Source organism: Brevibacterium sp. H602 (assembly GCF_051172395.1).
Taxonomy (GTDB): domain Bacteria; phylum Actinomycetota; class Actinomycetes; order Actinomycetales; family Brevibacteriaceae; genus Brevibacterium.
Genome location: NZ_JBPIZD010000001.1, coordinates 377,924 through 397,596, shown reverse-complemented (window position 1 = coordinate 397,596; position 19,673 = coordinate 377,924). Strand labels below are relative to the sequence as shown.

At 63.2% G+C, this 19,673-nt stretch carries 26 protein-coding genes; 17 read left to right on the top strand and 9 right to left on the bottom strand.

Annotated features, from left to right (window positions below; all coding sequences use genetic code 11):
• Positions 1–61 precede the first annotated feature (61 nt).
• Positions 62–1,009: a LysR family transcriptional regulator gene (locus ACSBQT_RS01895; protein ID WP_435000742.1), complete on the top strand. Its 948-nt coding sequence runs from the start codon at positions 62–64 to the stop codon at positions 1,007–1,009.
• A gap of 312 nt (positions 1,010–1,321) precedes the next feature.
• On the opposite strand, the gene ACSBQT_RS01890 is transcribed toward ACSBQT_RS01895, so the two are convergent.
• Entirely contained in the window at positions 1,322–2,176 is an 855-nt protein-coding gene (locus ACSBQT_RS01890; RefSeq protein WP_435000741.1) for an NAD(P)H-binding protein, read from the bottom strand.
• A 167-nt stretch (positions 2,177–2,343) separates the two neighbouring features.
• On the opposite strand from ACSBQT_RS01890, the gene ACSBQT_RS01885 reads away from it, so the two are divergent.
• The 4 genes from ACSBQT_RS01885 (at position 2,344) to ACSBQT_RS01870 (ending at position 5,553) form a co-directional block, all read left to right on the top strand.
• The gene (locus ACSBQT_RS01885; protein WP_435000740.1) at positions 2,344–2,937 is read left to right on the top strand and encodes a TetR/AcrR family transcriptional regulator; all 594 of its coding nucleotides are present in this window, start codon (positions 2,344–2,346) and stop codon (positions 2,935–2,937) included.
• Positions 2,938–3,432: 495 nt separating this feature from the next.
• A complete protein-coding gene (locus ACSBQT_RS01880) occupies positions 3,433–4,374 on the top strand; it encodes an alpha/beta hydrolase (RefSeq protein WP_435000739.1) in 942 nt (313 codons plus the stop codon).
• Between the two features lie 221 nt (positions 4,375–4,595).
• Positions 4,596–4,949: a DUF1801 domain-containing protein gene (locus ACSBQT_RS01875; RefSeq protein WP_435000738.1), complete on the top strand. Its 354-nt coding sequence runs from the start codon at positions 4,596–4,598 to the stop codon at positions 4,947–4,949.
• A gap of 163 nt (positions 4,950–5,112) precedes the next feature.
• Entirely contained in the window at positions 5,113–5,553 is a 441-nt protein-coding gene (locus ACSBQT_RS01870; RefSeq protein WP_435000736.1) for a YtoQ family protein, read from the top strand.
• Between the two features lie 91 nt (positions 5,554–5,644).
• On the opposite strand, the gene ACSBQT_RS01865 is transcribed toward ACSBQT_RS01870, so the two are convergent.
• Positions 5,645–6,118, bottom strand: a complete 474-nt coding sequence (locus ACSBQT_RS01865) for a phage tail protein (protein WP_435000734.1) — start codon at positions 6,116–6,118, stop codon at positions 5,645–5,647.
• A 174-nt stretch (positions 6,119–6,292) separates the two neighbouring features.
• On the opposite strand from ACSBQT_RS01865, the gene ACSBQT_RS01860 reads away from it, so the two are divergent.
• From ACSBQT_RS01860 to ACSBQT_RS01850, 3 genes are read left to right on the top strand one after another with little or no spacing between them, the layout of a single operon-like run.
• Positions 6,293–7,264, top strand: a complete 972-nt coding sequence (locus ACSBQT_RS01860) for an alpha/beta fold hydrolase (protein WP_435000733.1) — start codon at positions 6,293–6,295, stop codon at positions 7,262–7,264.
• 34 nt (positions 7,265–7,298) lie between these two features.
• Complete coding sequence (locus ACSBQT_RS01855; RefSeq protein ID WP_410710276.1) at positions 7,299–7,826, top strand: GNAT family N-acetyltransferase; 528 nt, start codon at positions 7,299–7,301, stop codon at positions 7,824–7,826.
• 2 nt (positions 7,827–7,828) lie between these two features.
• Positions 7,829–8,692 carry a GNAT family N-acetyltransferase gene (locus tag ACSBQT_RS01850; protein ID WP_435000732.1) on the top strand — a complete coding sequence of 288 codons (864 nt, stop codon included), beginning with the start codon at positions 7,829–7,831 and terminating at the stop codon, positions 8,690–8,692.
• 6 nt (positions 8,693–8,698) lie between these two features.
• On the opposite strand, the gene ACSBQT_RS01845 is transcribed toward ACSBQT_RS01850, so the two are convergent.
• From ACSBQT_RS01845 to ACSBQT_RS01830, 4 genes are all read right to left on the bottom strand, one after another.
• Positions 8,699–9,193 carry a mycothiol transferase gene (locus tag ACSBQT_RS01845; RefSeq protein WP_435000731.1) on the bottom strand — a complete coding sequence of 165 codons (495 nt, stop codon included), beginning with the start codon at positions 9,191–9,193 and terminating at the stop codon, positions 8,699–8,701.
• 68 nt (positions 9,194–9,261) lie between these two features.
• Positions 9,262–9,705: an alternative ribosome rescue aminoacyl-tRNA hydrolase ArfB gene (gene arfB / locus ACSBQT_RS01840; protein WP_410710503.1), complete on the bottom strand. Its 444-nt coding sequence runs from the start codon at positions 9,703–9,705 to the stop codon at positions 9,262–9,264.
• Between the two features lies 1 nt (position 9,706).
• Complete coding sequence (locus ACSBQT_RS01835) at positions 9,707–10,312, bottom strand: 1-acyl-sn-glycerol-3-phosphate acyltransferase (protein WP_410710273.1); 606 nt, start codon at positions 10,310–10,312, stop codon at positions 9,707–9,709.
• 33 nt (positions 10,313–10,345) lie between these two features.
• Positions 10,346–10,927: a hypothetical protein gene (locus tag ACSBQT_RS01830; RefSeq protein WP_410710272.1), complete on the bottom strand. Its 582-nt coding sequence runs from the start codon at positions 10,925–10,927 to the stop codon at positions 10,346–10,348.
• Between the two features lie 87 nt (positions 10,928–11,014).
• Between ACSBQT_RS01830 and ACSBQT_RS01825 the strand changes: the two genes are divergently transcribed.
• Entirely contained in the window at positions 11,015–11,701 is a 687-nt protein-coding gene (locus tag ACSBQT_RS01825; RefSeq protein ID WP_435000730.1) for an SDR family oxidoreductase, read from the top strand.
• Between the two features lie 114 nt (positions 11,702–11,815).
• On the opposite strand, the gene ACSBQT_RS01820 is transcribed toward ACSBQT_RS01825, so the two are convergent.
• Entirely contained in the window at positions 11,816–12,454 is a 639-nt protein-coding gene (locus tag ACSBQT_RS01820) for a dihydrofolate reductase family protein (RefSeq protein WP_410710270.1), read from the bottom strand.
• Between the two features lie 120 nt (positions 12,455–12,574).
• On the opposite strand from ACSBQT_RS01820, the gene ACSBQT_RS01815 reads away from it, so the two are divergent.
• The gene (locus tag ACSBQT_RS01815; protein ID WP_435000729.1) at positions 12,575–13,066 is read left to right on the top strand and encodes a winged helix-turn-helix transcriptional regulator; all 492 of its coding nucleotides are present in this window, start codon (positions 12,575–12,577) and stop codon (positions 13,064–13,066) included.
• Between the two features lie 11 nt (positions 13,067–13,077).
• On the opposite strand, the gene ACSBQT_RS01810 is transcribed toward ACSBQT_RS01815, so the two are convergent.
• Positions 13,078–13,938 carry a sigma-70 family RNA polymerase sigma factor gene (locus tag ACSBQT_RS01810; protein ID WP_410710502.1) on the bottom strand — a complete coding sequence of 287 codons (861 nt, stop codon included), beginning with the start codon at positions 13,936–13,938 and terminating at the stop codon, positions 13,078–13,080.
• A gap of 77 nt (positions 13,939–14,015) precedes the next feature.
• On the opposite strand from ACSBQT_RS01810, the gene ACSBQT_RS01805 reads away from it, so the two are divergent.
• From ACSBQT_RS01805 to ACSBQT_RS01795, 3 genes are all read left to right on the top strand, one after another.
• Positions 14,016–14,405, top strand: coding sequence for a DoxX family protein (locus ACSBQT_RS01805; RefSeq protein WP_410710268.1), 390 nt, complete (start codon positions 14,016–14,018; stop codon positions 14,403–14,405).
• A 103-nt stretch (positions 14,406–14,508) separates the two neighbouring features.
• Positions 14,509–14,841 carry a VOC family protein gene (locus ACSBQT_RS01800; RefSeq protein WP_410710267.1) on the top strand — a complete coding sequence of 111 codons (333 nt, stop codon included), beginning with the start codon at positions 14,509–14,511 and terminating at the stop codon, positions 14,839–14,841.
• Complete coding sequence (locus ACSBQT_RS01795; RefSeq protein WP_435000728.1) at positions 14,834–15,304, top strand: SRPBCC domain-containing protein; 471 nt, start codon at positions 14,834–14,836, stop codon at positions 15,302–15,304. Before ACSBQT_RS01800 ends, ACSBQT_RS01795 begins: the two co-directional genes overlap by 8 nt.
• Here the strand turns inward: ACSBQT_RS01795 and ACSBQT_RS01790 are convergent.
• Complete coding sequence (locus ACSBQT_RS01790; RefSeq protein WP_435000726.1) at positions 15,294–16,196, bottom strand: carbohydrate kinase family protein; 903 nt, start codon at positions 16,194–16,196, stop codon at positions 15,294–15,296. The two genes, ACSBQT_RS01795 and ACSBQT_RS01790, sit on opposite strands and share 11 nt — an antisense overlap.
• Positions 16,197–16,315: 119 nt before the next feature.
• Between ACSBQT_RS01790 and ACSBQT_RS01785 the strand changes: the two genes are divergently transcribed.
• Genes ACSBQT_RS01785 through ACSBQT_RS01770 form a run of 4 tightly spaced genes read left to right on the top strand, consistent with a single transcriptional unit; the run spans position 16,316 to position 19,673 of the window.
• Complete coding sequence (locus ACSBQT_RS01785; protein WP_410710264.1) at positions 16,316–16,774, top strand: DUF2695 domain-containing protein; 459 nt, start codon at positions 16,316–16,318, stop codon at positions 16,772–16,774.
• A gap of 27 nt (positions 16,775–16,801) precedes the next feature.
• Positions 16,802–17,962 (top strand): nucleoside hydrolase, encoded by a 1,161-nt coding sequence (locus ACSBQT_RS01780; RefSeq protein ID WP_435000724.1) that lies wholly within the window; start codon positions 16,802–16,804, stop codon positions 17,960–17,962.
• Complete coding sequence (locus ACSBQT_RS01775) at positions 17,959–18,837, top strand: histidine kinase (protein WP_410710262.1); 879 nt, start codon at positions 17,959–17,961, stop codon at positions 18,835–18,837. Before ACSBQT_RS01780 ends, ACSBQT_RS01775 begins: the two co-directional genes overlap by 4 nt.
• Positions 18,834–19,673, top strand: coding sequence for an energy-coupling factor transporter transmembrane component T family protein (locus ACSBQT_RS01770; protein ID WP_410710261.1), 840 nt, complete (start codon positions 18,834–18,836; stop codon positions 19,671–19,673). The genes ACSBQT_RS01775 and ACSBQT_RS01770 overlap by 4 nt, the downstream gene beginning before the upstream one ends.

Below are 19,673 nucleotides of genomic sequence, written 5' to 3'. Positions count from 1 at the left end.
GCCCGTCCCCGGTGGTCATCGGGTAACTCGGGGGAACTATGGATTCCTATAGCCTTGATCTATGTCTCGAGGCCTGAAGAACATCACGCTGCTGCAACTCCAGTACTTCATCGAGGTCGCCTCGGAGGGGTCGATCACCGCCGCCGCCGATCTCCTCTATGTCTCCCAGCCGACCATGTCTGCTGCGATGAAGGACCTGGAGACCCGTGTGGATCGCGCTCTGCTCGTCCGATCCGCTCGCGGGGTGACTTTAACTGACGACGGTGTGGAGTTCCTCGGCTATGCCCGGCAGGTCGTCGAACAGGTGGAACTGCTCGAACAGCACTACCTAGGGCGCCCACCGTCACGGCGTCTGCTCGGAGTCTCGGCGCAGCACTACTCGTTCGTCGTCGATGCTTTCGTTCGGATGGTCAAGGCCAGCGATGCTGCCGAGTACGAGTTCTCACTGCGAGAGACGCGTACCTGGGACATCATCGAAGACGTTCGCACGCTCCGCAGTGAGCTCGGCATCCTCTACCGCAACGACTTCAACAGGAAGGTCATCGACAAACTGCTGCGAGATTCGGGGCTTGCATTCCACCCGCTCTTCCTCGCCTCCCCGCACATCTTCATCTCTCGTACGAACCCGCTTGCCTCCCGCCACCGCGTCACCCTTGACGATCTCGCCGCCCTGCCGCGGCTCACTTTCGACCAGGGGGCGAACAACTCGTTCTCCTTCGCCGAGGAGATTCTCTCCACCCTGTCGAGCAAGCAGGAGATCCGGGTTTCTGACCGTGCGACCATCTTCAACCTCATGATCGGTCTCGACGGCTACACCATCTCGACGGGCATCATCAGCGACGATCTCGATCCGGCCATTGTCGCGATTCCACTCGAGGTCGATGAACGCATCGAGATCGGCTGGATCGATCATTCCGGGATCCCGCTGACCGAACAGGCGCAACGCTACCTCGACGAAGTTCGGGCCGTCGTCGGCGGTTTCGGCATTGCGCTGCTCGATCAGCCGTGACCGAGGACAGCGCCGAGGCGGTCTCGAATAGCCGACGACTCGCTGCGCCCCTCGTTTGAAGACCACCTCGGTGCAGGGGCCGTGCTCTCTGGGGTTGCAGATCGCGGAACCCGCGAGGCGATGAGCCCTGGGGCCACGGCTGTCGCCGACCTACTCGAGCCAGCGAGGCCGCGTCTGACTCAGGCCCTGGCCGTATGCATCGGGGATCGAGAGCTGGAAGCGATGAGATTTCACTCCGACGTCGATATGACAGCCTCGTTGGACGTCTCATGGGTGGAACTCAGATCCGACGTCTAGCGGAGGGTGACCGTGTCACCGAGTATCGAGACCTATCAACTGATCCGTGATGCTGCGGGGGCTGCGTCCGAGGAAGCGCGTGAGCGTGGGGTCCGAATCAGAGAAATGCCCGCTCCTCGTTGCCTGGAACATCGACAGGGTGAAACGCGCGACCTCCTCGGGCGTACCGCGGGAAATGGCGTCGGCCACCCACTTCTCGTCGTCCACGACGACGCGCTCGATTCGGCGTCCGGCGATCTCGGACGCGGAAGCGGCGAAATCCGCGAGGGTGACCGGCTCGGGCAACGTCAGGTCGATCGGGCCCTCGAACGGTTCATCCGCAGTCAGAACCGCAGCGGCGGCCTCCGCCGCGTCGCGGCGATCGATCCAGGAAAATGGTCCATCGGCGGGCATGGCGATCTCGCCGGTTTGCTCCCACGCACCGAGCAGCTGAGCCGGGTCTCCGTAGAAGCCGTTTCGCAACGAGGTCCAGGCTGCTCCCGATTCTGATAAATACTGTTCCGTGGCCGCATGGATTCCGAGCGGCGGGTAGGGAGTGTCGAAGCCTGCTCCGTGGGTGCTTGTGTACAGGATCCGCTGAGCCCCTGCATCGACGGCTGCGTCGATCGCCCTGCGGTGTTGTGCGACGACGTCGGCAGTAAGGTCGCTGGAGGACACCAGGAGAACCTGTTCGGCGTCCGCGAATGAATGGCGCAGAGCTGCTGCATCGTCATAGCTCCCCTGCCGGACGCGGACTCCTTGAGCGGCCAAATGGGTCGCACGCGAGGGATCGCGGACACTGACGCCGATCTGCCCAGGCGGAATCCGCTTCAGAAGATGGTCGAGAGTAGCTCCGTTGAGAGTGCCTGTCGCTCCGGTGACGATGATCATCTGACATTCCTTTCGTATGAACTGTGAGCTGACAGCGTGTTTCGTGCGCACGTCAGAGCTGCTGCAATGGCTGAAGTTGACCCGTGGGGTTAATTTGTGTGGTCCCATCCTGCACTAACTTGACTGCTATGATCAAGTTATTTGTCACCGCGGGAGGGAGCGTCATCGTGTCTGATCCAAGTGGTGTGAAGTCTCTCCGCTCGGATGCTCGCCGCAACGTCGACCGGATTCGACGTGCGGCGGCCCAGGTGTTCCGGGAGCAGGGGTTCTCTGCGCCCCTCGAGGAGGTCGCCGCTGTTGCAGACGTGAGCAAGGCGACGATCTTCAATCGGCTCGGCGGGAGAATCGGCTTGATTGATGCTGTCATCGACGAGGTTGTTGCGGTGGAACTGCGGACGGTCATCGAGGAGATGTGGTCCATCGACGAGATCCGAGAACGTATCGGCTCGTATATCTATGCGTTGCGTGACCTGCAGTATCGAGTTCCTGCGGTCAACGATGTTCTCCTCCAGGAGTATCGCGACTCCGAGCCGTTGCTGGCCCTGTGCCATGCCGGAACGGAATTCCACGACAGCCTTGTCGCTCAGGGGCACGCCGCCGGCGTATTGGTCCCCGACTTCACAGCAGAAGACTTCCAATCACTTGCCCGGGACAATGCCCTCGTCCTCAAACACGGGGGCCGACCGCCTCGAGCCGACTACGACCGCCGAACCGCATTCCAGCTCGGTGGGATCTGCAGATCGTCCAGCGTGCCCGACTAGCCTCGTGACCTCGATGAGGCTGACTCAGTGCAGGGAGTCTCCGCTAAATTCCGCTGCGCTCCCAGGGCCGTGGTCGCAGGCCGATTCATCTAGGTTGTGAGAATCGGACTGCGTTAGAGTGGCCCCTGGCGTCAGGAGGTGACCGCCACGATGAGATCTGCTGCAGCGGGAATCTCAACCCGAAAGATCGGAAGGCGAGGACCGAAGTTGACGGCCAGTAAGAATTCGTCACAGCCCGCGGTGCCTCAGCGCGTGACCAAAACAGTTCGGGCAACGGGCCTCATCCTCGCGCTCGTGTTCGGTGCGATCGCTGCGGTCATCGGCCTGGCATCGCTCGTTCCCGGGCTTGGCCCAGTCAGTTCCGCCGCGGCTCGGTTTGCGCCCACGATCGCGCCGATGGCGACTGTGGTCGGAGCGATTGTGTTTGGGTTGGGAATCTTCTGCCTGCGCCGAGGCCGGCGAAGGCCCGGAGCTGTGGTGACAGGATTCGGAGTGGTGAGCACGATCGCGAATCTGGCTGTCGTCATTGTGCTCCTCGTTGCCATCACCTCGGCTGGTGGTTCGGTGAATCTGTTCACTGCGACGTTCGGGCTCTCGGCGATCGACTCGGCGTCGCCTGATCGCAAGGAAGTGTACGACAAGTCCAGCTCGGGCGATGACCTCTCCGTATCGATCTACGAACCGGAGAGAGCGAAGGGGTCGGCCCCGACGATCATGTACGTCCACGGAGGCGGTTGGATCGCAGGCGAACCGGACGCAGCGAGCTCAGAGCTCCGTGAACTCGCCGATCACGGCTACCTGGTCGTATCGGTCAAATATGAACTCGCCACCCTGGATAACGCAACCTGGCAGAGCGCACCATCGCAGGTCGCATGTGCGGCAAGCTGGATCCAGACCCACGCAGACGCGATCGGTGCGGATACCGATCGCCTTGCGTTCTGGGGCGAGAGTTCGGGCAGCAACATGGTCGCCAATACCGCTGGTGCCGCAGCGCAGGGCGACGCCGAGTCGTCGTGTGGCGGGACGGTTCCGGTTCCGGCGGCGGTGATTGCCGACTACCCAGCGTTCGACGTGACGGGTCTCTACGAGAACGCACCCACCGGGCCAGGTGCGGGATCCGGCACGCGCCTGTTCGCGACCAGTTACACGGGTGGCACACCGGAGGAGTATCCGGAACGCTATGCAGTGGCCGATTCCGTTACGCATCTGAAAGCACCCGCGCCGCCGATGCTCATGATGACAGCGATGCGAGATGACGTGATCACCCCAACCGACCAGCTTTCATGGGCCGAATCAGCCCGAAGTCGCGGCGTCGACGTCAAAGCCGTGAAAGTTCCTCTCGCCAATCATGCGTACACGCAGAAGGCGAAGAACTCAATCGGCAGCCAGGGACATCTGAGCATCGCAGAGGCCTACTTGTCCGAGCAGCTTCGCTAGGCACACGTCTGTTGTGGACCTCAGCTGCCCTGGCGGGAGGCGTCGATGCAGGTATCGTGGAAACCGGCAGCCACGTACGGTTGTCAGCACTTCCAGGTACCTAAGCCTGAATCATTGCGGAGAGCTCCGGTCGGCCCGGAACATGTCCAGATGGGGTGCGGCGCATTTCTGCGCCGTCTTCAACCGCCGGTGCGACACACCGGCTGACGTAAGGACATGACATGACGACCAAAGACGAGAAGAACCTGTTCCAGGTGACCGCCAAGATCGCGAAGATGGACGAGCCGGAGCGATCGCTCATGCAGCGAGCGCACGAGATCATCGTGACCGTCGCCCCGAGTCTCAAACCGCGGATCTGGTACGGCATGCCGGCCTATGCTCTGTCCGCGAGCACTCCCGTACTGGTGACACTGCGCAATGACGAGCGGATCAACCTGGCCCTCACGGAAAAGGTCGAACTCACCCCAGCCGGTGATTCCGACGGAACGCTGATGCCCGCCGCGTGGTACTTCGAGACCATCGACGAGGCCGCCGAGAAGCGCATCGCCGAGATCGTCAGGACGGCAACCTCCTGACGGTGACGATCGCCGGGGCCGCGCCCGCAGACGTCACTTCGTGCGATGTCTGTGACTGGGGCTCGGCCGCGCGGTCGGCGCTGAGCGTCTGAGTTCCGATTGGCTATGGTGGTGCTTGAAGGGAAAGCAGTTCCGTCTGCCATAAGTCTGAGGAGTGATCGACATGAGTTTCTCTGTCTACCTGTCCGGTGAGATCCACACCGAGTGGCGCGATGAGATCAAGCGCGGCGCCGAGGCAGCGGGTCTCGACATCGAATTCACCGCACCCGTGACCGACCATCCCGCCAGCGATGCTGCTGGTGACCACCTCGGCGAGAACGACAGTTCATTCTGGCGAGACCACCAGTCGTCCAAGGTCAATGCCATTCGCACACGCACCCTCATCGAGAAAGCCGATCTGGTCGTCGTGCGTTTCGGGGATAAGTACAAGCAGTGGAACGCCGCCTTCGACGCCGGCTACTGCGCAGCACTCGGCACACCCTATATAACCCTTCACGATGCCGACATCGTGCATCCGCTCAAGGAAGTCGATGCCGAAGCCAAAGCCTGGTGCCAGACAACCGATCAGGTGGTCGAAACCCTGAAGTATGTCCTCAGAGACTGATCCTCAAAAAGGCTGAGCTCGACGAGCTGAGGCCGCGAATGACCGGATGGGAACCGATCGTTCGCGACCTCTGGCCTTGCGAGTCGTGACGCTATGGCAAGGGATGATCGCCCTTGATCTTGAAGAAGGATCCGCGGATCTCTCCGGCGAGCTTCGACTTCTGACGGGCGAACTTGAACGCCGACAGCTCGGGAGGAACGTCCATCCCTTCCGAAAGCTTGAAACCGACGGCCCGTTTGCCATTGCCTGCTCGCGTCCACAGGACATTGATTGCGAGCCCGGACTCATAGAAGACGTGCACCCAATAGATGCCGTCGACATCATTGACGCTGACTTCGAGAGCCGACGAAGTCGGCACGATCTCACGCTCGGAGGCAAGGATCTCCTCCACCCAGTCCAATTCCTCCTGTGCCTCAGCGGCCGGGGCCACTGTGAACGTGTGCTTGTACTTGTTGGAGAAGTACCGCGCCTCGTTCGCGCGCAGGCCGGCCAGCGCCTCGGCGACGGGGGAGGATTCGAGTCCCGCGGTGGAGACATCGGTGAATGAAACGGCTTCGAACGGCATGGGTCAAGGATATGCCCGAGGTATTCGACCGTACACGCCTGAATGCGAGAGTTGCTTGCCCATCCGTACAGAGCTGAGGTCCGCGACCTGCGATAGAGTATCGGCATCTCGGCGATTGTTCTGATTGTTATGGAATCTCGGTGTAGACGACGCAACTGACAAAGGAGTCCGGCTTTGGCCCTGCACGAAATCACATATCCCTCGAGCAACGACCGCGACACGATCAATGCTTGGCTCTACACTCCGACGACAGCCCCGAACGCCATCGTGCAGATCATCCACGGACTCGGCGAGCATTCTCGGCGCTACCTCCACCTCATTACGACCTTGCTCGACGCAGGATTCGCCGTTGTCGCCGACGACCATGCCGGTCACGGACGTACGGCGATGGAATCCGGCATCTGGGCCGATGCCGGAGACGAGGCAGCCCGCGTCATCGTCGATGACGAGCTGACTCTGCAGGCGAAAGCCCGCGATATCCTCCCCGGACTGCCCTATATCGTCTTCGGCCACAGCTGGGGGTCGATGATCGCACGGGGAATGGCCTCACGTCCTGAATCCGAACTCACGGGTCTGGCTCTGTGCGGCATCGCCGCCCAGTGGCAGGGGATCGAGCGCGTCATCGACCGCAAGGACCTCGCCGAGGCGGCCACCGGCGACGACCGCGCGGACCCCGTGCCGGGCCACCTCGTCGATCAGTTCTTCGATGGGTTCCTCGACCGCTGTGGTCCCGATGCCGGCCCCACCGCCTGGGTCGCCCTCGACGATGCTGTCGTCGCCGATCATGGGCGGGACCCCTTCAACAACTTCGGCGCCCCGATGAGCTCCCGATTCCTGCAGGGCTTCGTCGAACTCTATGACGGTGCCAATGCCGATTCCTGGTACGCGACGATCCCCAGCGGTCTGCCGGTGCTCATCCTCGCAGGTGACCAGGATCCTGTCGCGAACTACGGCGAAGGCGCCTATCACGTCGCGAACCGCCTCCGCGCGACCGGACACGACGATGTGCGCACCCGCGTCTTCGCCGGAGTCCGCCACGAAGTCCACAACGAACCGACCACCCGCCTCGAAGTCGAGGCGGAGATCGTCGACTTCGCTTCCCGCATCAGCAATCGGACGAGGCCCGATCGAACGAACGAGAGCTGAATCCGTGAACCCGGCAGAGAGCTCGAACTGCAGCGTGAATTGGCCACAGGCGACACCCATCGTCACCGACAGGTTGCAGCTTGAGCCGCTCGAAGTCCATCATGCGCCGGAGATGGTGGAGACACTGTCCTCACTCGACCTGTACACCCATATCGGTGGGACGAGCCCGAGCCTGTCCGAACTCGAACGACTCTATGCACTCCAATCCGCAGGTGCCTCACCGACCGGTGACGCCGGCTGGCTGAACTGGATCGTTCGCGAAACGGCTGAGTCCGCTGCAGTCGGATATGTCCAGGCCACAGTGACAAGAGCCGAAACCGGTTATCAAGCCGACATCGCTTGGGTCATCGGAGTCGACAGCCAAGGGCAGGGATTCGCCACCGAGGCGGCCCGAGCCATGGTCGATTGGCTGGCGGATCACCTCGTAACTGTATCGCAAGCGGCCATCCAGCCTGACAACGCCGCCTCCGCCCGAATCGCTGATCGTCTCGGACTGCAACCGACCGACGAGATCGACGACGGTGAAGTCATCTGGCGCGCAGAGGCGAGGACAGAGGAATGACCATGTTGACACCGACTACGACGGACCTGCCGGACATCATCGACACGGTCACGTCCTGGCAGCGCGAAGGACTGCCCATCCAGGTTCATCCCGGCGACCTCGGCTGGTACCAGCGCTTCGGAGCCGAAGCGCTCGCCTCGGCCCTGAGGGTGTGGACGGTCGGTGACGAACCCGCGGCCGTCGGATTCCTCGACGAATCTGAACTCATCCGAATGGCCATCTCACCCGATCACGCCGATGACCGAGCGCTCGCTGAGGCGATCCTGGCCGACCTCAACGGAGACCTCACCGAACTGCTGCCGGCAGGGACAGGCATCGTCGAGGCCCGGTTCGGATCCGCCCTGCAACATACCCTCACCGAGGCGGAATGGGGATCTGACGGCCCGTGGACCACTCTTCACCGAGACCTGAGCGAACCGATCCCACCCGTTACCCTGTGGATCGAAACGGTTGACCCCGACAGAGCAGATAACCGTATCGCCGACCGTATCGCGGTCGAATCCTCGGCTTTTCCAGGGTCCTCATTGACCGCGGACCGTTGGCGATCCATGGCCGACGGTCACGCTTACAAGCAGGCCAAATGTCTCGTCGGCTTTACCGCCGACGGCGCTCCAGCCGGTGCCGCAACCGTCTGGTCGGCCGGAGCCGGACGTCCAGGCATCATCGAACCACTCGGCGTCCACAGCGACCACCGGGGTCACGGATTCGGAGTCGAGATGACACTGGCCGCGGCCACTGCGCTGCGCGGGACGGGAGCCTCGAGCATCACCGTTGCCACTCCGTCATCGAACACCGCCTCAGTCGCCACCTACCGTGCGGCCGGGATGAGCATCCTCGGCGAAGTCAGGGATTTCTGTCGACCCTGAACCGAATCAAACAGTCGCACCTGCGATGAACGCCGCCTGCGCGACATGCTGGATCGCATCGTCGATGATCGAGACCATGCGAACTCCGCGAGTGACTGCCGGCGTCCAGTTCTCGTCGATGACTTCGTCGAAGTCATCCTCGGAGAGCGTCTTTGCATAGTCGGTGAACGCGTTCAGAGTAGCGGCGAGGTAGTCGACGAGCAGCTGTTGATCGTCGACCTTGATCTCTGCCGCCTGTTCGGGACTGTGTCCGTAGCCGAAGGTCTCGCCGATCTCGCCGAGATCGAACCGGTTCCGGAAGTCCTCCCACTGCTCGGGCTTGCCCGTGAGGGCTGAGAGCTGCACATCGATCTCTCGGCCGCTGTGCCAGAGCAGCCAGGCGATGGAATTCGGATGACCGCCGAGGTGGCTGTTGAGCTGTTCGGGGGAGAGGCCGGGCAGAGCTTGGGCTGCCTGGCGAGGACGCTGGGACAGGTCGGTGAGAATGTCAATGCTGTTCATATCGCCCATTCTGCTCTTCACAGCAACCGCTGTCACCACCGCCCATCAACCGCTGTCACCACCGGGGCTCAATCGAGACGGGGCCTGCGACGGTTGCGTTTGATCTCTGAACGCCGCTGTTCGGTCCGGACTCGGCGACGACGGGAATTGCGGGACGGCTTCGTTGCTCGCCTCTGCACCGGCGGAGCCAACGCTTCCCGCAGCAGCTGCGCTAGCCGTATGCGTGCGTCCTGACGATTCTTCAGCTGTGACCGCTGCTTCTCCGAAGTCACGGTCACCACAGTGCCCGACAGACGTGGTGCCAATCGACTGAGCACCCGCTCGCGTTGGACCTCGGTGAGGAAACTCGCAGAGGCCAGGTCGAGGCTCAGCTGCACCCGTGAATCGGAGGTGTTGACGTGCTGGCCACCCGGGCCGGAAGACCGGGAGAACTGTTCGGACAGGTCGGATGCGGGGATGACCAGCCCGGCGGGGATACCCGGCCCGGCGGGGACGCGCAGATCACCGTCCATCTCAGTTCGGCTCCGCTTCGCCTTCGCGATCGTCACCAGCGGAGTCTTCTTCGCGCAACCTCGGCGTGACCTGCAGGTGCGGTCGGATTCCACGCTTGTCGGCGTAGAATTCGCGGATCCGATCCATGTCCGCGGCGATGTCGCCGCTCATCTCCAGGGTCGGGCCCAGCCCCGTCGTCCGGGTCGCGGTATCCAGGTAGCCCAACGTGACGGGCATTCCCGTTGCCATCGCGATGCGATGGAACCCGGACTTCCAATGAGTATGCCCGCCGCGGGTTCCGTCTGGAGTGATGACGAGAGCGAAGACCTCCCCTTTACGCATACGGCCGACCACCTCGTCGACGATCTTGCTCGGATCCGACCGGTCGACGGGTATCCCGCCGAGTCCGCGCATTATCGGCCCACGCCATCCGGTGAAGAGGGAATGCTTGCCCAGCCAATGGACATCGACACGAAGGCGCCACGCGATCGCGAGCATCACGACGAAGTCCCAATTGGAGGTGTGGGGTGCCCCGATGAGGATCGTCGGACGATTCGGGGCGGGCTCGGTGACGAGCTTCCACTTGCTGAACGACCAGAAGGCGCGGGCGAGGAGGCGTCGGATCATGATCTCAACAGTAAGGCACGCGCATGTGCGGGCCTATCGGGGCCCATGAAGGCGCGGTGCGAAACGGGCGTGTGCGGCTTTCAGGACCGGGAAGAGTCGACGGGGACTGAGGACAAAACCATTCCTGACGAGTAACCGCGGATGATGCCCGCGCCCGAGTCGTCGACGGGTCGCCTCCTCGGTGAGGATATACGCCGCGGCCTTGAGGCCACGGCGTGCCGCCTTTTCGAACACGATCGCTTCGATATCCTGCCACGGCAGCAGCGTGCCGGGCAGTACCTGATCGCGCCGTGCCAACGCGACGCCGGCGGGGGAGAGGACGAGGGATTCGCGCCTGCGCATTCGCACGAACAGACCGATCGGTGCGACGACCAGGCACCCGACGATGCCGATGACCAACGCCCACATGCGCAGGTTGATGATGATCAGCCACGGGCTGCGCCAGTCCTCGATTGTGGCGGTGACGACGTAGATGAAGAAGGCGAGTAGACCGATGCCGATGACGAGCGCGACGAGCAGACCAAAGAGGACCTGCCGATTCGAGGAGGGGATGACGACCTGCTGTCCACGGTCGAGCCGACGCACGACTGCGGCAGGGGAGAGATCGTCGGTCATGGACATCAGAATACCGGCGGCACGGAATAATTACGGCCGACCTGTCGCTGTACCGGACACCAAGCATCACCGACAACGGAGGTAGATATGTCTGATTCAGCTCGTGTCGTCATTCTCGGCGGCCATGGAAAGATCGCACTCCTGGCAGCACCCAAGCTCAAGGCCGCAGGTTTCGCCGTCGATTCGGTGATCCGCAACCCCGACCAGTCATCCGATGTCGAAGCCGCAGGGGCCAACCCGGTCGTCCTCGACATCGAAACCGCCGACTCTCAGGCGCTCGCCGACCTGTTCGCAGGAGCCCAGGCGGTCGTCTTCTCCGCCGGAGCCGGCGGCGGCAGCCCGGAGCGGACGAAGGCCGTCGACCTCGAAGCAGCCAAGCGATCCATCGACGCAGCCGAACAGGCCGGGGTCAAGCGCTTCGTCATGGTCTCCTATGCCAGCGCGAGTGTCGACCGTGACCGTGTCGACCCGGAGAGCTCCTTCTACCCCTACGTGCAGGCCAAGAGCGGTGCCGATGAGCACCTGCGAGCAAGCTCGTTGGACTTCACGATCCTCGGACCCGGCGGTCTGACCCTCGAGCCCTCCAGCGGCAAGGTTCTCATCGCCGATGCGGCCGGCGACCTCGATGGGCAGACACCGGCCGACGATGTGCGGGTGACCTCACGCGACCTCGTCGCCGACGTCATCACCCATGTCCTCGCTGAGTCCGCTGCGGTGCGTGAGACCGTGAACTTCTACGACGGGCAGACCCCCATCGCCGAGGCGATCAGCTGAGCTGAATAGTCACACGGGCTCAGCCCCAATCGAACCCGCTGGCCTGTCGTCTCCGATCGGAGACGACAGGCCAGCGGTCTTTCGATCGAAACAGTCTTGTGCCGCGCGTGAAGTTTAGCCCTTTCGATTCCACAGTTGATGGGTCAGACCACTGGCCGTGGTGATGGTCTCGATCGTGAAATCCTTCTCCAATCCCTCGAGTCCTTCCCAGAGCCAGACTCCGCGGCCGAGGGTGACGGGGACGATGACGAGGTGCATGAAGTCGAGGAGGCCGGCCGCAAGGAACTGTCTGACCATCGAAGGACCGCCGCCGATGCGGACATTGCCGCCGTCAGCGGCGGCGGTCGCCTCGGCGAGGACATCGGCTGGGGAAGCATCCACGAAATGGAAGCTCGTGCCGTTGTCGAACTCCATCGGCTCCCGCGGATGATGAGTGAGAACGAAGCACGGAGTCTTGAACGGCGGTTCCTCACCCCACCAGCCGCGCCAGCCGTCGTCGGGCCACGGCCCTGTCTGGGGGCCGAACTTCTTCCGGCCCATGATCTCGGCTCCGATGCCCTGCCCCCACATGGCGAACAGAGCGCGGTCTGCGGTCACCGGGGCGTTGACCTTGTCCACTCCCTCGATGCCGCGGCCGTCGAAGAAAGAGAACAGTGCTTGGGCTTCGCCGATCGGCTGGTCGAAGGTGACGAACTCGCCGGCAGCGAAGCCGTCGAGGGAGACGAAGAGGTTGTTGACACACGCTTTGGCCATGAGCACTCCAATGTGATGGTTCGGCTGATGTCTTCAGTCCGACGGATGGCGGCGGTTCCGGAGAAGTGGACCCAGTGTAAGATTAAGTAGTTTCAGAATGCAATCACTGGAGGTGGGGCGATGCCTGCACAGCCGCGTTCAGGATGTGCGATCAATGCCGCCGTCGAGGTCCTCGGCGACAACTGGTCGCTCATCGTCCTGCGCGACATCATCTTCGGCAATCGTCGGCACTTCCGCGAGCTGCTCACCCACAACAATGAGGGCATAGCCTCGAACATGCTCGCCAGTCGTCTGCGGAAGCTCATCGACGAAGGGCTGCTGACAAAGGCGGAAGCCGCACGCGGGCAGCGAGCCGAATACTCCCTCACCGAGGCTGGAATCCAGACTCTGCCCGTCATGGTCGCCCTCGGAACGTGGGGAATGACCCACCGGGAGACTGCACCGGAGCTGACGATCCGATCCAGAATCATGGCCGATGACCCCCAGCTCGTCGCCGGCCTCATGGATGAACTTCGGGAGACCCACCTCGGGGTGCCGCGCCCGAATCCTGACGAGCCGCGTTCCTCAGAGCAACTGCAGGCCGCCTACGAGGCGGAGATCTCCGGAAGCTGAATTGGGTGGGGCTACTGCTCAGGCGGTCTCAGTCGCTCCAGCAGCTTCCTTGAGGTGATCGAGACGATGCCGATCATTCTGCCGTCTGCCACGGTGCATGCCATGAGTCCCAAACGGTGACCGCTTGCGGTCAGAACGAGCAGACCCGGCTCGCCGTTGACGTTGACCTTTCGAACTTCGATCCTGTGCGGATCGCCGCGGCGAATCGCTGCGAGCACCTCGTTCGCACCCATCCGGACCATGTGGCCGCGGGTGTTGCTGCGGTGCCACGTCAGTCGCGGGTCGAGAATGTGCAGCAGAGCGTCGAAGTCTCCATGCCGTGCGGCAGTGAGGAACGCGTCGACGACAGCACGACGCTGTGAGAGTTCTCCGGACGGTCGTGGTGTGACCTTGACCTTGCGTCGGGCCCGACTGGCGGCCATCTTCGCAGCAGCTTCCGAGGATCCGTTGACGGCCGCGATTTCGGCGAAGGGCACTGAGAACATGTCATGGAGGACGAAGGCGACTCGCTCCTCCGGACGCAGTGAATCGAGCACGATGAGCATAGCTGGTCCGAGCGAATCCGACAGCGTCGCATTCTGCTCGGGAGTCGGGTCGTCCTCGTCGACGATGGCTTCGCTTAGCCAGGCATCAAGCGACGATTCTCCCCGAGTGGCGCGTCGGCGGAGCGCATCGAGACAGATGCGACCGACGACCCTGGTCAGCCACCCGGCGAGATTGTCGATGGACTCCGGGCCGTTCCGCTCCCAGCGGAGCCATGTCTCCTGAACGGCATCCTCGGCGTCCGAGTGCGAGCCGAGCACTCTCGTGGCCAACGCGGTGAGGCGAGGGCGATGAGCTTCGAACTCTGAGGTCGAAGATGACTGCGCGATGGCTGTTACCTTTCCTGGCGGCGGTGCGTCATCAGAGCGAGAGTCCGACCGGGCTCTTTCGGCAAAGGAGAATTGCAATGATGGACATCGTACTATGGGTCGTCGCCGCTGCTATGGCAGTGGCTTTCGGTATCGGCGGAGCCTCGCAGGTGATCCTGTCCAAGGAGAAGTATCGGGCGCTGGCCCGCAGCCAGCACTGGGTGGACGATTTCGGTTCGGGACATATCAAGGCCATCGGAACCATTAAGCTCCTCGGCGTGATCGGACTGATCGTGCCGCCGCTGGTGGGGATCCTTCCGGTTCTCTCGCCGATCGCGGCGTGTGGACTCATGCTGGTGATGGCTGGGGCGGCGACGACCCGATTTCGGCGCAGCGAATGGGGCCTGATGATGGGGGACACCGCATACCTGCTGGTGTTTGCGTTCCTCGCATGGGGCCGGTTTGCGTTGGCCCCGTTCGGGGGCTGAGCTGAGCGTCGCTCTTGTTCCCGGGGCCGATGTGTGCTTCCATGGAATAAGTGATTGCAGAATGCAATCACTCGATCTCGAGACTGATCCCGAAGGAGCGATCATGATCACCGGACTCATGGCCAATATCGTTGTCACCGGCGAGAAGGAAGCGACCGAATGGTATTCCCGACTCTTCGAAAGACACCCGGACAGCAAGCCGATGGCGGGGCTGGCCCAATGGCTCTTCGACGAGAGTTTCGGAATCCAGATCTGGCAGGACCCACAGCGAGCCGGACGCTCCAACGTGGTTCTCGACGTGGACGACCTCGACAAGATGGCCGAGCATCTGCGAGCGGCCGGAATCGACCATGACGAACCGTCCCCAGGCGGCGGACAGCGCATCCTGCCGGTCACCGATCCGGACGGAAACCAGGTGGTGTTCTTCGGTGAGTGAGGCAGCATCTGACCAGGGGGCGCCGGTGACCGCGACGATCAGCCTCGGCGCTGATTTCGAGCATCCGGTCTCGACGGTGTGGAACGCCTTCGCCGATACGGACCAGCGCGTGCAGTGGGGTGTCCCCGCGGGAGAGGAGATGGTCTGCAACATCGACGAATTTCGTCCGGGCGGATCGATCCGTGCCCGCTGTGGGTCACCGGGAGAACTCGAGTTCGTCTCCACCGGGCAGTACTGCTCATTGGAACCGGAGCGTCATATCGTGACCACCGAGACTCTCACCAACGACGATGAGATCCTCTCGACGGCCATCATCACCTGGACCCTGACCGCCATCCCGACAGGCACCCGGGTCGAGCTCGTCGACCAGGTCGTGTCCTTCGTCGGTCAGGGAATGATCGACGGACACCGCAACGGGCACGACATCTGCCTGCGACAGCTCGGCGAATTCCTCAGTTCGTGAGGTCCCCGGCCCACGGCAGATCCGCACCCTCACGGCTGACCGTGATCGCCGCAAGCGCCGATGCACGATCTCCCAGGGCCGCGAGTTGTGCCGTGCTGAGATCGGACACAGCGTTCTCCTGAGCATGCAGGTCGTGGATGAGCGAGACCATGAACGTGTCCCCGGCCCCGATCGTGTCTTTGACTTCCACCTTCCTTGAGGTCACCGATGCCCGCGCCGAGGCGGTCGCTACGATCGCACCCTCACCACCGCGAGTCATGGCGACCAGATTCGCCCCGAGGCTGAGAAGACGGTCGACCTGTGCGGTCTCGTCGAGATCGGGATAGAGCCAGTTCGCATCAACGTCGCTGAGTTTGAGAACGTCGACTCGACGAGCCAACTCCTCGAATCGCGGCAGCGCATCGTCGCGGGAGCCGATGATCGACGGTCGGATATTCGGATCGAAGGAGATGAGCGGACGAGGATGCGTACCGGAAGCCCCGGTCGCAGAGGCGAGGACATCATCGATGACTGCGGAGCCGGGCGACAGGAATGCCGCAATCGAACCGAAATGCACAACAGAGCGTGGTGCCTCCTTGAGCGGGGAAGAGTCAGGATCCCACCGCAGGTGGAACTCGTACTCGGCGGAGCCGTCATCGGCGAGGCGAGCCAGCGCTGTGGACGTGGCGCCACGTGGTGAAGCGAGCACGGCGACCTGAGACTTCTGAAGGTGAGCGAGAAGGAATCCGCCGTGGAAGTCATCACCGACATCGGTGAGGAACTCGACCTCGACGCCGAGGCGGCCCAGGCCGAGAGCGACATTGGCTGGAGCTCCACCCGGTGCATAGCGATCGGGAGCGCCGGGCGTGCTGACGATGTCGATGAGGGCCTCACCGATGACGAGAATGCTCATGGGAACGATTCTAAGGTGAAGAATCATCTCCGGCTGTGACCTGCAGAAATAGGACTAAAATCGGGGAGCGATGTGAAGTCGCATCGTTTCGTGTCAGTGCCGTCTGGAACTGTGTGGTCATGGACAAGAACACCATTGACAACGACGTCAGAACGATCATCGACGAGGAGACCGCCCGTGTCTTCGCCCCGCGCCCCGGCGAATGCCTGGCCTGCTACGTGTTCCGACAACTCGGCGAATTCGGCTGCAACGGCACACACCGGTTCGCGGAAGGCTTCCGCGACCGTACGGCTCCACGCGCCACGGCACTGCTCGCGCGGCTGAGCAGCATGGGTGCCTGCTGCTGTGACTGTGAAATGTTCCTCAATGCTTTCACCCTCGCCGCCAAACCGTGGATCACCAGCATGCCGTTCGGTGAGGTCATCGGCACTCCCTTCGGCAGTGAGGAGGCCATCGACATGAGAGAAAGGTTCGGAATCGACGAACCTCCCTCGACGAAGCTCTACCTCTGCTGTCGACTGGTGAGACGGGGATCGACCCAAGCCTGCGGAAACTGGGCCCGCATCCGACGGTGGTGACACAGCCGGGTCCGGCAGAATGGGACCATGTCATCCACTCTGCCGCTCTTCCTCGACTGCGACCCCGGAATCGACGATGCTATTGCACTGGCCTACCTGTGCTGCCAAGACGATGTCGACGTTGTCGGCATCGCCGCGTCTGGAGGCAACGTCGCCACTGCACAAGTCGTCGAGAACACCCGCGGGTGGTTGTCGCTGGCCGGACGCAGCGACATTCCCGTCCACGCCGGCCACAATCTTCCGCTGGCACGGCAGGTCCTGCAGATGGATCCGCAGGCATCGGAGACGGCAGCGGGCGAAGCCGTGGAATATGCCGACCTCACCCATGGCGAGACCGGGCGGGGATATGCGCGGCTGCCGGCCTCGAGCACGCCGGTGAGTTCGGCAACGGCGGCTCAGGCTTGGGTTGATGCCGCCCACGCCCATCCCGGACAGCTCCTCGGTGTCGTCATCGGTCCGGCCACGAATCTCGCGCTCGCCCTCGAAATCGACCCGGATCTTCCGAGTCTGTTCAAACGGCTCTTCATCATGGGCGGAGCGTTCAACTACCGGGGCAACACCCATCCGACGACGGAATGGAACGTCACCTTCGACCCCGAGTCCACCGCCCAGGTGCTCGCCGCTTTCGACCGCACCAATCAGAAGGTGGGGCTGGCACAACTTCCGGTCATTGCCCCGATCGAAGCGACCGAAGCCGTAGAGATGACACCCGAGCGGCTGACCACCATCCTTGACGGAGCCTCTGCCGATGCTGCCGATGACCGCTGGCAATCAGCACTCGCAGAACTGGCCGAGGCGCTCCGGTTCTACTTCGAATTCCACGAATCCGATGGACTCGGCTACCTCGCCCACATCCACGATCCCTTCGTCCTCGCCTGTGCTCTGTCCTGGGCTCGGCAAGACACCACAACGTCGTCCGGAACAGAGCCCGAAGGATCGGACTCCGACGCCCGGGAGCCGTCCGCCCCGGTGCCCGTGAGAGGAGCTGCGGGGGCCCTGCCATGGGCGTCGACGCTGTGGGCACCTGTCGATGTCGAACTCACGGGTACACTCACACGAGGCGAAACCGTCGCCGACTGGCTGGGGCGGTGGGGCCGCCCCGTGAACGCAGAGATCATCCGCGCCATCGATGCCCCCGCATTCCTCGACCACCTCAGCACCACCCTGATGAAAGGACCACCCGCATGACCGCACATTCCAGTCCGTCTGGGCAGGGGCCGACCACCACGGTCGGTCCCGGACAAAATCGCAACCGCACTCTTCCCCTCATCCTCACTCTGCTCGGCACGCTCGTCGTCATAGGCACCTACGTCGCCGTACTCCTCACCCAACCCGCCAACCTCGGCGTCGACCTCGGATACACCACTCTGTGGGTCATGCTCGGCTATCTCGGTGGAGGCATTCTGCTCGCCGCCGGCACCCTCCCGCTCATTCCCCGCAGCGTTCTCGCGCTCATCCCGGTCGCCATCGCCCTCAACGTCGTCATCGGGCAGGTCATCGGCAACTACACACCCGTGCCCCTCTATCTCGACTCCATCGGAACCGTGCTCATCGGCGTTCTCGCCGGTCCCGCAGCAGGTGCCTTCACGGGAATCGTCTCGAACCTCATCTGGGGCGTGACCCTGAGTCCCAGCGTCATCGCCTTCAGCTCCGGGGCCGCCTTCATCGGCGCCGCCGCCGGCTGGGCAGCAAGGCTCGGAGTCTTCCGCACACCCTGGACCGCGGTCATCGTCGGCGCCGTCGCCGGTGTTCCCGCCGGTGCCATCGGAGCACCCGTCGCCGCTTATGTCTTCGGCGGCGGGCTGGGTGCCGGCACCGGGGGAGTCGTTGCGATCCTCCAAGCGGCGGGCCTCGAGATGTTCAACGCCACCTTCGCACAGAGCATGGTCTCCGACATCGTCGACAAGGCGCTCATCTTCGCCCTCGCCTATGTCGTCATCCGGTCGCTGCCCAAACGCATCGTCGGTCGCTACGAGTTCGCCGCCCACAGTCGCCCCCGGACGAAGAAGACCGACGGCCCTGATCTGACCAAACAGGCCGAATCGGCACAGCCTGCGGAATGAGTCCCGCCTCTTCCGACACGCACACCGCCGTTGACGCGGCTGAGGCTCACCGCCGGAAACGTCGTCTGCACCCGGCCACGGAATTGATCATCCTGGCCTGCAGCCTGCTTCTCGTCTTCGGAATCCCCTCTCCGATCGTGCCGGTCATCATCCTGACCGGCACGGTCGTGACCGTGACAGTCTCACCCGTCGTGCGACTGCGGGCATGGGCGATGACGGTGGGTCTCCTGTGCCTGCCGACTCTGGTTGTGCTCATCGTCGTGCAGGGGCTGTTCTACCCCGGCACCGATGTGCATGTGCTCTGGCAAGCCGGACCCGCTCGCCTCAGCGTCGAAGGACTGAGCATCGCCGTCCAGATCTGGCTGCGGGTGAGCGCCTTGATCGGGCTGTGCACGCTGTTCGGCCTGGGCGCCGACTCCGCTCGCCTCTTCGACGGTCTGCGTCGACTTCGTCTGCCCTCGGCAGTCGCCTATATGTGTGCCTCTGCCATCGGTCTCATCCCAATGATCGGCGCCCGCACCCGACACATCATCGAAGCCAGACGGGCGCGAGGCTGGGCCACCGACTCCTGGCGGGTGCGCATCCGACTGCTGCCGGGAATCGTCGCAGGACTCGTCACCGCGATCCTGCTGACCGTCGACCAGCGTCACGACGTGCTCGAATCCAGCGGACTCGATTCGGATGGGACCGCGACTGCGCTTCAAGACCACACGGACGGGACAGGGCAGAGTCTCCTGCGGATCCTGACTCCGCTCGTGACCATCGGACTCATCGTCGCCTCGGTGATGGGAGTCCTCCCGCTGCCGGGCGCCGCGCAGCTGATCGGCGGTGCCTGA